The following is a 12,679-nucleotide window of genomic DNA, read 5'->3' on the forward strand; positions in this document are numbered from 1 at the left end:
ACCACTGCATGACGATCACCAACCAGGACGAACTCGACGGGCTGAAGGACATCGGCCGGATCGTCGCCAACACCATGCAGGCCATGGCGAAGGCGCTGGAACCCGGCATGACCACCGGCGAGCTGGACGGGATCGGCCGCGCGCTGCTGGAGCGCGAGGGCGCCGTCCCGGCACCGCAGTCCACCTATGGCTTTCCCGGCGCGACCTGCATCAGCGTGAACGAGGAAATCGCCCATGGCATTCCCGGCGACCGGGTGATCGCAGCGGGAGACCTGGTCAATATCGACGTCTCGGCCTCGAAGAACGGCTATTTCGCCGATACCGGGGCGACATATCGCATCGCGCCCGTTCGGCCCGCGCTGGACCGGCTGTGCCGCGACGGCCGGCGCGCCATGCAGATCGGCATCGCCCAGGTCGGGGCGGACAGGCCGCTGGCCGGGATCGGCAGGGCCATCGGCCGCTTTGCCGCGGGGCGCGGCTATACGCTGATCCGCAACCTGGCCAGCCATGGCGTCGGGCGGTCGCTGCACGAATATCCCGAGGACATCCCGACCTGGCCCAGCCGAACCGAGAAGCGCCGCATCGACAAGGGGCTGGTGCTGACCGTCGAGCCGTTCCTCTCGGCCGGCGGCCTCTGGGCGACCGAGGGGGATGACGGCTGGACGCTCTACAGCCAGCCCCCTGCCCCGGTGGTGCAATATGAGCATACGGTGGTGGCGACGGATCGCGGGGCGATCGTCGTCACCCTGCCCGGCTGACCATCCCGACCCCTTCTCCGCAGGAACCGACGGGACTGCGGCAGCGGATGCATCCATGCATCCTGCGCACCGATGGCTTTGCGGATCGGGCTTGCCGCGATGCGATGGCGCAGGGGCAGCCCCCTGCCCGGCATCCGCCACCGGACCCGTCCGCCTGCAAACCGAGTCCCACGGGTTCTCCGGCCATGCCGGCTCAGCCAAATCGATATGATATAACATAATGAAACGGCTGGGATTTTGCTGAAAATCGCCCCTTTCGGGAAGATTGCGCCGCCACCCAGCCATTCTGTCACGTTCGCGCCACAGAAGGGGACTAGGCCGCCCTTGCGGGAAAACCCTCCGTTTTTTCGAAACCCACAAGAGGCGATCATGCGAAATCTGTTTGCGATGCTTGCGGCAACGACCTTTCTGACGGGCGCCGCCCAGGCCGCCACGATCTATCCGCTCGACCGGGCGACGATCCTGGTGAACTCTCCCTTCGATTTCAAGATCGAGCTGGACGAGGTTCATCCCGAAGGCGACCTGGCCGTCACCGTGAACGGCAAGCCCTATGCCGAGGTCTTCGGCAAGCCGGCCGAATTCGTGGCCGAGGAAAAGGGCGAGGACGACGCGGCCCTCGGCTCGGCCCTGATCCTGCGCGACCTGGCGCTGGCCGAACCGGGCCAATACACGGTCGACGTCAAAGCCGGCAACGAGATGAAGTCGGTGACTTGGGAGGTCTATTCGACCCCCGAGACCGCCAAGGCGAAGAACGTCATCTTCATCCTGGGCGACGGCCTGTCGGTGGCGCATCGCACCGCGGCGCGGATCATGTCCAAGGGCATGACCGAGGGCAAGGCCAACGGCCGCCTGGCCATGGACGACCTGGACCACATGGCCTTCATCGGCACCTCGTCCACCCATTCCATCGCCACCGATTCGGCCAACACCGCCTCGGCCTACATGACCGGCCACAAGAGCCGCGTGAACGCGCTTGGCGTCTATGCCGACCGCACCCCGGACAGCCTGGACGACCCCAGGGTCGAAACCATCGCCGAGGCGCTGCGCCGCACCACCAACAAGGCGATCGGCGTCGTCTCGACCTCGGAACTGCAGGACGCGACCCCGGCGGCGGTCGTGGCCCATACCCGCAAGCGCGCCGACAAGGCCGAGATCGTCGGCATGTTCCACGACGTCCAGCCCGAGGTCATCCTGGGCGGCGGCTCGGCCTATTTCCTCAAGGCCGACATCCCCGGCTCGAAGCGCAAGGACGACAAGGACTATATCCAGCTGTTCAAGGATGCCGGCTATGCGCTGGCGACCAGCAAGGACGAACTGGCCGCGGCGGCGGGCAGCAATGCCGGCAAGCTGCTGGGCCTGTTCCACACCGGCAACATGGACACCTGGCTGGACCGCAACCAGCTGAAGAAGGGCACCGTCGACAAGTTCCCCGACCAGCCCGGCCTGGTCGAGATGACGAAATCGGCGCTGGACCAGCTGTCGAAGAACCCCGACGGCTTCTTCCTGATGGTCGAGGGCGCCTCGATCGACAAGATGTCCCACCCGATGGACTGGGATCGCGCCGTGGTCGAGACCATCGAGCTGGACCAGGTCGTGGCCCTGGCCCGCGAATTCGCCGAGGCCAACCCCGACACGCTGATCGTGGTCACGGGCGACCATACCCATGGCGTCTCGCTGATCGGCACCATCGACGACAGCAAGCCCGGCGACGAAATGCGCCAGAAGGTCGGCGTCTATGACGAGGCGGGCTTTCCCGACTATGTCGATGCCGATGGCGACGGCTATCCCGACTCGGTCGACGTGACGCGGCGCTTCGCGATCTTCGCCTCGAATTATCCCGACCATTACGAGACCTGGGGTCCGAAGTTGGACGGCCCGTTCCAGCCGGCCGTGCAGAACGAGAACGGCGAATATGTCGCCAACGAAGCCTACAAGGATCTGCCCGGCGCGGTCTTCCGCGAGGGCAACCTGCCCAAGGACAACGACACCGCCGTCCATGCCGTGGACGACATCGTGCTGCAGGCCGCCGGCCCCGGCGCCGAGGCGTTCAAGGGCTATATGGAGCAGTCCGACGTCTACAAGATCCTGGCCGACGCCTTTGCCCTCGGCACCGTGCAGAAGTGAGCCTTGCGGCCTGTCCGGGGTTTCCGCCCCGGACAGGCCGAGCCGTATTCCTTGCCGGAGATGCAGGATGACCCGTCCCCAAGACCCGATCCGTTTCCGTCCCGACCGCCGCGCCTGCCTGGGCGGGCTGGCGGCGCTGCTGGCCCTGGGCGCCCCGGTCCCGGCGCTGGCCCGCGCGCCCGCGCTGACCTTCGACGAGCTTTATGCCTCATACGGCGTGCTGGGGCTGGAGTTCTCGGACAAGGTCAAGCTGCTGACCGGCAAGACGGTCAGAATCCGCGGCTTCATGGCCCCGCCGCTGAAGGCCGAGGCGCAGTTCTTCGTCCTGTCCGAAATCCCGATGGCGCTTTGCCCCTTCTGCTCGTCCGATGCGGACTGGCCGGACAACATCGTCGTGGTCTACCTGGACCGGCGGCAGACCTTTACCCAGCCCAACCAGATGATCGAGGCAGTCGGCCGGCTCGAGCGCGGCTCCTGGATCGACCCCGAAACCGGCTTCGTCAGCCAGCTGCGGCTGCGCGAAGCGCGCTATGCCACGGTCTGAGATCGCATCATGCCCTGCCTGCACCTCGACGCTGCCGAAGTCTCGTTTCCCGGCCTGCCCGCGCCGGTCCTGCGCATCCCGCGGCTGGACATCGCCGCCGGCAGCCAAGTCGCGGTGATCGGCCCCTCGGGGTCGGGGAAATCCACGCTGGTCAATGTCATCACCGGCCTGGCCCGCCCGACCCAGGGCCGCGTGTTCTGGGACGAATGCGACATCGCGCAGCTTTCCGAAGGCGGCCGCGACCGCTGGCGCGGCGCCAATATCGGCCTGGTCATGCAGGATTTCCACCTGTTTCCAGGGCTTTCGGCGCTGGAGAACGTGCTGCTGCCCGCCCGGCTGGCGCGCGTGGCGGACGGCGCCATCCGGGCGCGCGCGGCCGCGCTGCTGTCCCGCGTCGGCCTGTCGCGGCCGGACCAGCCGGTCGAGACCCTGTCGCGCGGCGAGATGCAGCGCGTCGCGGCCGCGCGCGCGCTGCTGCGCAATCCCGGCGTGATCGTCGCGGACGAACCGACGGCCAGCCTCGACCCCGAAAACGGCGCGGTCATCGCCACCCTGCTGCTGGAGCTGGCCGCGCAGACCGGGGCGACGCTGATCGTCGTCACCCATGACCAGCGCCTGATCTCGCGCCTGCCGCGCCGGATCGCCATGGCGGACGGCACCGTCCGGTCCGACAGCATGGCGGAGGTGCGGCCATGATCCGCTTTGTCCTGGCCGACCTGAAGCGGCTCTGGGCCGGTTCCGTGGTGATCGTCCTGCTGGTCGCGCTGGCGGTAGCGCTTGGCGTCGGCGTCAGCTTGCAGGAACGCGCGCTGCGCCTGGGCAGCGCGCGCGCCGCCGAGAAGTTCGACGTGATCGTCGGCGCGCCGGGCAGCGAAACCCAGCTGGTGCTTTCGGCGGTCTTCCTGCAACCGGCCGCCCTGCCCCTGATGCCGGGCGAGGTGCTGGCCGAGTTGAACGACGACCCGCGCGTGGAATGGGCCGCGCCGGTGGGTTTCGGCGACTTCCATGCCGGCTACCCGATCGTCGGCACCACCACCACCCTGATCGAGGGCACCGCGGGCGGCTTTTCCCAGGGCGGGATGTTCAGGACCGAGGGCGAGGCCGTCGTCGGCTCGGCCGTCCCCCTGCAACCGGGCGAGACGGTCGTGCCGACCCATGGCCAGGTCGAACAGGGCGGGCACGAACACGAAGGCATCCGGTATCGGGTCAGCGGCCGGCTGAACCCGACCGGCACGCCCTGGGACCGGGCGATCCTGGTGCCGATCCAGGCGGTCTGGCATGTGCATGGCATGGGCCTTGAGCCCGATCAGGACCACGACCACGACCACGCCGGCCACGACGCCGCGCATGAGGACGAGGAGGCGCATGAACATCACGGCATGGATGCCGACGCGCCCCTGGACGAGGACTGGCATCGCGGCGCGCTGCCCGGCCTGCCGGCGATCCTGGTCAAGCCCAGGACCATCGCCGACGCCTACCGGCTGCGCCAGGATTATCGCGCAGACGGCCGGACGCTTGCGGTCTTTCCGGGCGAAGTCCTGACCGGGCTTTACGCGACGCTGGGCGATGCCCGGCAGGTGCTGGCGGTCATCGCGGCCGGGACGCAGCTTCTGGTCGCGGCGGCGCTGCTGATGGTGACGGTGATCCATGTCGGCCAGCGCCGGCGGCAGATCGGCGCATTGCGGGCCTTTGGCGCGCCGCGGGCGGCGGTGTTCGGGATCGTCTGGCTTGAACTGTCCGTGCTGGTCGGGCTTGGCATCCTGCTGGGCTATGGCGGCGGCTACCTGGCCGCCAGCCTGCTGTCGCGCGCCTTCGCCATGCAGCGCGGCTTCAGCCTGCCGGTCGGCTTCACGCCCGAGGATGGCGCGATGCTGGCGATCCTTGTCGCGGTCGCGGCGCTGCTGGCGGCGCTGCCGGCCTGGCTGGCCTATCGCCAGTCGCCGGCAGCCGCCCTGCGCAACTGAGCGCCTGCACCCCGGCAACCCCCGCAATCAGCGCAGAGACCGGCCTGCCGCGGATCATTCCGGCCGGCCGCGACACCGCAAGGCATCACCGCCGCAGGCGGAACCCATCGCAGGCTCGCCGCGCCTGCGGAAAATGCGCCCCGAACTGCCGCCCTGACCCGAAACAGGCCGGCAAGACCGCGGAAACCTGGCGATTCTGACAGGTTGCCCATTTCCCTTGCATGATGAATTCTTAATCAACGACGCTCTTGTCCGGCTGTCGCGTTTCCTAGGTATTTGGGTCCGTTTCGATGTTCTATGTTGCGCTTTTGGTCCTGCTGACCCTGTCCGCCGCCGGCACCCACCTCGCGCTGGCCGATCCGTCGGAAAGCCATGGCGGCCCCGCCCATCCGACAAGCCCCACCGCGCCCCACAGCGTCCCCGAGATCGACCTGTTCGCGGGCGCGTCGGTCCTGATGATCGCGGTGATCGTCGCGCTTCTGCTTTGGGAGTGGCGCCGGCGCTCGGTCAACCCGTGACCGACAGCGCCGACCCCTCGGGCCCGGCGGCGGTTGGCGGCGCCGGCCCGGATCACGGGCAGGCGGAAGTGCCCGCGCCGAAAGCGCCGTTCCTTGCAAGCGGCTGGCGCAGGCTTGGCCTTTTCGCCGCCCTGCTGCTGGGCGAGCTGCTGATCGTCGCCTTCTGCTACCAGTTCCTCGTCGAGATCGAATGCACGGATTTCCAGACGCCGCAAGTCTGCCTCGCGCTGCGCGAGGGGCTGGGACGGCTGCTTGCCCTGGCCCTGCTTACCGGGCTGGCGATGACCGCGCGGCCCCAGCTTTTCGGCTTCCTGGGCGCGGGCGGCAGCGGTGCGGGCCGCCTGTCGCCGGGCGCCGCGACGGCCGCCATGCTGGCGGGGCTGGCGATCATGCTGCTGCCGGCGCTTTGGGGCGACATGACCGCCAGCCTGGCGCCGCTTGCCCTGGCCCTTGCGGCGGGCGCCGCCGTTTCGGTTGCGGCGGCGCTGGCCGGGACCGCGCCCATCGCCTGCTGGCTTTCGGTGCTTCGCCGGGGCGGCCCCTGGCTGTGGGCGGCCATGGGGATCGCGCTGCTCTCGCCGGAACTGACCGGGCTTTTCAACGGCACCTGGGGCTGGCCGCCCCTGACCGCCGCCACCTTCGAGATGGTGCTGCGCCTGCTTGCCCTGCTGCCGGGAAGGGTCTCGGCCGCCCCGAACGAGATGGTGATCGGCTTTGACGATTTCCTCATCCGCGTGGGCGACCCATGCTCGGGGATGCAAGGCTTTGCGCTCATCACCCTGGTGATGGCCGGCTTCATCGCGCTCGAGCGGCGGCGCCTGCGCCTGCCGCTGGCCCTGGTGCTGCTGCCGATCGGGCTGCTGGCCAGTTTCGGCCTGAACGTGCTGCGCATCGCGGTCCTGATCTGGATCGGGGCGCGCATATCGCCCGACCTCGCGGTCAATGCCTTTCACAGCTACGCGGGCTGGCTGCTGTTCACCTTGCTCAGCATCGGGATGGTCGGCGCGGCGCATCTGGTGCCGGCGCTGTGGCGGGGCGAAAAGGCCGGCCCGGCCTTTGGCGCAAGGACGGCCGCCTTCCGGCACGATCCGGTCAGCGCGATGCTGGTGCCGCTGGTGGTATTGCTGCTCTCGGGTCTTTTCGTATCGACATTCTTCACCAATCCCGAAGCGGCCTATCCCTACCGGGTGCCGGCGATGTGCGCGGGGCTGGTCCTGTTCCTTCCGGTCTGGGCCGGGCTCGACTGGCGCGTCGATCCGCTGCCTCTGCAGGTCGGCGTCGCGGTCGGCGTCATGTGGATTGCCGCCGGCGTCGCCGCGGGGGGCGAGGCGCCCCCGCCGCCCTTCGCCGGGCTGGGGCTTGCGGCGGCAAGCTGGATCGTGCTGCGCCTGGCCGGCACCGTGCTGTTGGTGCCCCTGATCGAGGAGGCGGCCTTCCGGGGCTATCTGCTGGGCCACCTGCTGAAGCTGCCCGGCCCGGCCGGACAGGCAGGCGCCGTGCTGGTGTCCTCGGCCGCCTTCGCGCTGCTCCATGACAGCGGCACGGCGGCCTTCGTCGCCGGGCTGGCCTTTGCCCTGGTCTACAAGCGCCGCGGCAGGCTGACCGACGCGGTATGGGCGCATGCGGCAGCGAACCTCGCGGTCTTCGCCGCCGCGGCGGCCAGCGGCAACTGGGCATTGATCTGAACAAGGGCGTGCCGGGCGGCACGGTAAAAGCGCCGCCCCCGAAGGACCAGGGGCGGCGCAAGCAGGCCGGGGCCGATGAGCGAATCCACCGAAGGCAGGCGGCCGCGGCCTGATCCGGCCTATTCGGCGGCGAACTGGTTCATGGTATTGGCATGGCCGCCCGCCTTCAGCGCGCGCTCGCCCGCGACCATCTCCTTGAAGCTGTCGCCCAGGTCCGAGCCGACCTCGTGCTGGTGCCTGACCGCCGAGATGCCGCGGCGGATCTCCTGGCGCTGCACGGTCCTGACATAGGCCAGCATCTTCTCTTCGCCGAAATAGCCGCGGCTGAGTTCGTCCACCGACTTGGCGGTCAGGTGGAAGGTCGGCAGCGTGATCAGGTTGTGGAACACGCCGGCGCGGGCCGAGATGTCGGTCTGGAAGCGCTGCAGCCGGGCGTCGGCCTCGCGGCCCAGGTCGGTATCGTCGAAATCGGGCTTCATCAATTCGTTGCCGTCCGGGTAGTCGGCCTCGGCAATGCTGCCCTCGGCCAGCCATTGCGCCCGCACCTGCTTGCGCAGGTTCAGCGTCCAGTTGAAGCTGGGCGAGTTGTTATAGGTCAGCTTGGCGTTCGGCACCGCCTTGCGGATCTCGGCCACCATGCCGGCGATCTCGTCCACGTTGGGCGTGTCGGTCTCGATCCACAACAGGTCGGCGCCGCCCTGGGTCAGGCTGGCGATGCAATCCTCGATCACCCGCTGCCGCCCCGTGCCCTCGCGGAAGGGGAAAAGCCCGTTCGGCAGCCGCGCCGGCTTGAAGAAGGCGCCGTTCTGGTAAAGCGCCAGTTCGCCCTCACGGATCGGATTGGCTTCGGTGATCGGCTCGACCTTCAGCCATTTGATGTATTCCGCGGCCAGGTCGCCCAGGCGCTGGCTGACCGGCACCTTCTGCGTCAGCCCGGCGCCCAGGCTGTCGGTGCGGGCGACGATGACGCCATCGTCCACGCCCAGCTCCTCGAAGGCCAGGCGGCAGGCGCGCAGCTTTTCGATGAAATCCTCGCGCGAGACGGTGACCTTGCCGTCCTGGTGGCCGCATTGCTTGGCGTCCGAGACCTGGTTCTCGATCTGCAGGCAGCAGGCACCGGCCTTGATCAGTTCCTTGGCCAGCAGATAGGTGGCGTGTTCGTTGCCGAAGCCCGCGTCGATATCGGCGATGATCGGCACGACATGGGATTCGAAACCGTCGATCGCCGCGATGGCCTGCTGCCGCTCGGCCTCGGTCGTGGCGGCTTTCAGCGCCTTGAACAGGTCGTTCAGCGCCACCTCGTCGGCCTGGCGCAGCGAGACGTAGATCTCCTGGATCAGGTCGGCCACGGCGGTCTTTTCATGCATGGACTGGTCGGGCAGATGGCCCCAGCGGTTGCGCAGGCCCGCGACCATCCAGCCCGACAGGTAGACATAGGTGCCCCTGGCCGTGCCGCGCAGGCGCTTGACCGCCTTGATCATCTGCTGGGCGTGAAAGCCCGACCAGCAGCCCAGCGACTGGGTGAACTTGCCGGGGTCGGCGTCATAGGCCGCCATGTCGGCGCGCATCACCCCGGCCATGTCGCGGGCGATGTCCAGATGCGTGTCATAGGTGTTCTGCAGCCGCAGCTGCACGATGTCATCGACCGAAACGCCACCCGGCGTTTGACCGGAGGGGTAGCGGGACGACACCTCGGCATGGATTTCCGAAAAAGTCTTTCTGCTCATGATGCTTCCTTTCAGCAGGGTCGGTTCGGGGATCGGCAGCCGCGGCTTGCGGCAAGGCGGGGCATCCGGGGGGAAGCGGTCCGCCAAAGGGGGAAAGCGTGCGGATGATGTCCATCGGGCCCCTCAGTCCAGCGCATTCAGCAGGTCATAGGCCGGCAGGGTGATGAAATCGGGCAGGGTCTCGGCCGTGGCCGCCTCTTGCACGATGCGCGCGGCCGAGGCGTAATGGCCGCGATGGAACCCGTTCGGGCCGAGCCGGTCGAGGATGCACACGATCTCGGCCTGCATCAATTCGCCCAGCCAATCGGCGGTCAGCCGACGCTCCCCGCCGCCCTCCAGCGCGACCGGGGCACCGTGGCGGATCCATTGCCACAGCTGGGCGCGGCTGATCTCGGCGGTGGCGGCATCCTCCATCATGTTCTGGATCGGCACCGCGCCGCGGCCGGACAGCCATTGCGCCAGGTATTCGACGGCGACCTGGATGTTCAGCCGCACGCCCGCCTCGGTGATCCGGCCCTGATGCGGTTTCAACAGCATGGCGGGCTCGATCCGCCATTGCTGGCGCGGCTTGCGGATCTGGTTCGGACCGGGCATGGCGGCGTCGAAGACCGCCTGCGCCACCGGCACCAGGTCGGGATGCGCGACCCAACAGCCGTCGAAGCCCATGCCGACCTCGCGCTGCTTGTCGGCGCGGACGCGGGCAAAGGCGGCCTCGTTCGCCTCGGCATCGCCCCGGACGGGGATCGCCGCCGACATGCCGCCCATGGCATGGATGCCGCGGCGGTGGCAGACCTTGACCACGCGGGCGGCATAGGCGGCCAGGAAGGCGTCCTCCATCCCGACCTGCGCCCGGTCGGGCAGCACATAGGCGGCATGGTTGCGCAGGGTCTTGATATAGCTGAAGATATAGTCCCAGCGGCCGCAGTTCAGCCCGGCGATATGGTCGCGCAGCTCCCAGACGATCTCGTCCATCTCGAAGGCGGCGGGCAGGGTCTCGATCAGCACGGTGGCCTTGATCGTGCCCTGCGCCAGCCCCATGCGGTCCTGGGCAAAGGCGAAGACCTCGTTCCAGAACCGCGCCTCGCCATGGGCTTCCAGCTTGGGCAGGTAATAGAACGGCCCGCGCCCGGTCGCGGCCAGCGCCCGGCCGCAATGATAAAGCGACAGGCCGAAATCGAACAGCGCCGCCGAGACCGGCTGGCCGCCGATCAGCACATTCGCCTCGGGCAGGTGCAGCCCGCGCGGGCGGACGACCAGCAGCGCCGGGTTCGGGCCGACGCGATAGCTCTTGCCGGTGGCGGGGTCGTCATGGTCCAGCGTGCCGTCGCGATAGTCGATCAGGTTCGCCTGCCCGGCGATGACATTGGCGAAGCTGGGTGCGGTCGCATCCTCGAAATCGGCCATGAAGACGCGCGCACCCGAGTTCAGCGCGTTGATCATCATCTTGCGATCCACCGGGCCGGTGATCTCGACCCGGCGATCCTCCAGCGCGGGCGGGACGGGGGCGGCCTGCCAGATGCCCTGCCGGATCTCGCGCGTCTGCGGCAGGTAGTCGGGCAACTCGCCCCGGTCGATGCGCTCCTGCCGGCGGGCGCGGGCGACCATCAGCGCATGCAGCCGCAGGCCAAAGCGGGCCTGCAATGCGGCGACGAAACCCAGCGCCTCGGGGGTCAGGACATGATGCGCGCCCGGCACGGCGCGCAGGACGACGGGCGGAAGCGGTGGGGCATTGCGGTCGAGCGGCATGGCGGCCTCCTGTGATTCACGGCGTAATGTCACAGTAGTAATGTCATGCTGCATGTGCATTATTGCTTTGAAAACAACGGGTGTGGCGGTCAATCTTGTCACCGTGTAGCCGCAGAACTTGTAAGGTTTGTCACATGACCCGAGGCAAGAAACTGCTCATCGGCCAGCGCCTGCGCGTGCTGCGCCAGTCGCTGGGGCTGACCCAGGCGCAGATGGCGGCCGAGCTGGGCGTCTCGGCCAGCTATGTCACGCTGATCGAGGCCGACCAGCGCCCGGCCTCGGCGCGCTTCCTGATGCGGCTGGCCGAGGTCTATGACATGAACATCGCCGAGCTTGCGCCCTCGACCGACGCGCAGCTTGCGGCGGATTTCGCCGCGGCGCTGAAGGATCCGGCGCTGGAGGCGGGCGCGCCGTCCCGCGCCGAGATCGAGGCGGTGCTGCAAGCCTCGCCCCGGATCGCGGCGGCCTTCGTGCGGCTGCACGACAGCCACCGCCAAGCGCTGCTGCGGCCGCAGGCCGACGACAACCCGCTGACCGATCGCGACAAGGTCGAGGCGCTGGCCGGCACATCGCGCCCGGTCGATGCGGTGCGCGGCTGGTTCTATGCCCGGCGCAACCATGTCGATGCGCTGGACCGCGCCGCCGAGGCGCTGGCCGAGGAGCTGGCGCTGCACCGCAACGAGCCGCACATGGCCCTGACCGGCCGGCTGGCCGCGCATGGCATCGCTGTGCGCATCCTGCCCGCCCCGGTCATGGGCGAGCAGCTGCGCCGCTTCGACCCGCACCGGCGCGAGCTGATGCTGTCGGAACTGCTGGCGCAGTCCAGCCGCCGCTTCCAGATCGGCGTGCTGCTGGCCCGGCTGGAGCAGGAGCCGCTGATCGCCCGGCTGGTCGACGAGGCGGGACTGGCCGACCCGCCTGCCGTCGCGCTGATGCGGGTGAGCCTGGCGAATTACTTCGCGGCGGCGCTGATGATGCCCTATGCCCGCTTTCTCGCCGCCTGCGAATCGGCGCGCTACGACGTCGAGCTGCTGGGCCACCGCTTCGGCGCCAGCTTCGAGCAGACCGCGCATCGCATGTCGACGCTGCAACGCCCCGAGGCGCGGGGCATCCCGTTCTTCTTCGTGCGGGTGGACCGGGCCGGGAACATCTCGAAACGCTTCAGCGCCGGGCGGTTCCCGTTCTCGCGCTTCGGCGGCACCTGCCCCTTGTGGAACATCCATGCCGCCTTCGAGACGCCGGACCGGGTGCAGACCCAGGTCATCCGCATGCCCGAGGGCGCCAGCTATTTCTCGATCGCGCGCACGGTGGCGCGGGCCGGCGGCACCCATGGCGCACCGGCGCAACGGCTGGCGATCGGGCTGGGCTGCGACGTGGCCTATGCGCCGCGGCTGGTCTATGCCGACGGCATCGACCTGGACCGCATCCGGCCGGTGGATATCGGGCTGAACTGCTATCTCTGCGAGCGGCCGGATTGCTCGGCCCGCGCCCATGCCCCGATCAACCGCCGGCTGCGCGTGAACGAGCGCGAGCGCAGCCTGGCGATCTTCAGCTTCGAGGAGGGCTAGGCGCCCGCAGGCAGGCCGTGGCCGGGCGCCCATGCTGACGCTTGC

Annotated in this window: 10 protein-coding genes; 8 read left to right on the plus strand and 2 right to left on the minus strand. The window is 68.8% G+C overall.

Annotated features, from left to right (window positions below; translation table 11 throughout):
• The first annotated feature begins 8 nt into the window (after positions 1–8).
• The 7 genes from map (at position 9) to xrtE (ending at position 7,593) form a co-directional block, all read left to right on the plus strand.
• Positions 9–758: a methionyl aminopeptidase gene (gene map, locus E3U26_RS16475; RefSeq protein ID WP_499106054.1), complete on the plus strand. Its 750-nt coding sequence runs from the start codon at positions 9–11 to the stop codon at positions 756–758.
• A 369-nt stretch (positions 759–1,127) separates the two neighbouring features.
• A complete protein-coding gene (locus tag E3U26_RS16480; protein ID WP_499106055.1) occupies positions 1,128–2,882 on the plus strand; it encodes an alkaline phosphatase in 1,755 nt (584 codons plus the stop codon).
• A 67-nt stretch (positions 2,883–2,949) separates the two neighbouring features.
• The gene (locus E3U26_RS16485) at positions 2,950–3,426 is read left to right on the plus strand and encodes a hypothetical protein (protein WP_499106057.1); all 477 of its coding nucleotides are present in this window, start codon (positions 2,950–2,952) and stop codon (positions 3,424–3,426) included.
• Positions 3,427–3,435: 9 nt separating this feature from the next.
• Positions 3,436–4,122, plus strand: coding sequence for an ABC transporter ATP-binding protein (locus E3U26_RS16490; RefSeq protein ID WP_499106058.1), 687 nt, complete (start codon positions 3,436–3,438; stop codon positions 4,120–4,122).
• Complete coding sequence (locus E3U26_RS16495) at positions 4,119–5,390, plus strand: ABC transporter permease family protein (protein WP_499106059.1); 1,272 nt, start codon at positions 4,119–4,121, stop codon at positions 5,388–5,390. Before E3U26_RS16490 ends, E3U26_RS16495 begins: the two co-directional genes overlap by 4 nt.
• Positions 5,391–5,680: 290 nt before the next feature.
• Positions 5,681–5,908 (plus strand): hypothetical protein, encoded by a 228-nt coding sequence (locus E3U26_RS16500; RefSeq protein WP_036754346.1) that lies wholly within the window; start codon positions 5,681–5,683, stop codon positions 5,906–5,908.
• Positions 5,905–7,593 (plus strand): exosortase E/protease, VPEID-CTERM system, encoded by a 1,689-nt coding sequence (gene xrtE, locus E3U26_RS16505; RefSeq protein ID WP_499106060.1) that lies wholly within the window; start codon positions 5,905–5,907, stop codon positions 7,591–7,593. Before E3U26_RS16500 ends, xrtE begins: the two co-directional genes overlap by 4 nt.
• Before the next feature lie 119 nt (positions 7,594–7,712).
• On the opposite strand, the gene E3U26_RS16510 is transcribed toward xrtE, so the two are convergent.
• On the minus strand, positions 7,713–9,323 hold the full coding sequence (locus E3U26_RS16510; RefSeq protein WP_499106361.1) for an isocitrate lyase: 1,611 nt from the start codon (positions 9,321–9,323) through the stop codon (positions 7,713–7,715).
• A 120-nt stretch (positions 9,324–9,443) separates the two neighbouring features.
• Positions 9,444–11,066, minus strand: a complete 1,623-nt coding sequence (aceB, locus tag E3U26_RS16515; RefSeq protein WP_499106061.1) for a malate synthase — start codon at positions 11,064–11,066, stop codon at positions 9,444–9,446.
• Between the two features lie 134 nt (positions 11,067–11,200).
• Here aceB and E3U26_RS16520 point away from each other — a divergent pair, with 134 nt between their 5' ends.
• A complete protein-coding gene (locus E3U26_RS16520) occupies positions 11,201–12,634 on the plus strand; it encodes a helix-turn-helix domain-containing protein (RefSeq protein WP_499106062.1) in 1,434 nt (477 codons plus the stop codon).
• The last annotated feature ends 45 nt before the right edge of the window (positions 12,635–12,679 follow it).

It is taken from the genome of Paracoccus ferrooxidans (assembly GCF_029909815.1).
Classification (GTDB): Bacteria; Pseudomonadota; Alphaproteobacteria; order Rhodobacterales; family Rhodobacteraceae; genus Paracoccus; species Paracoccus versutus.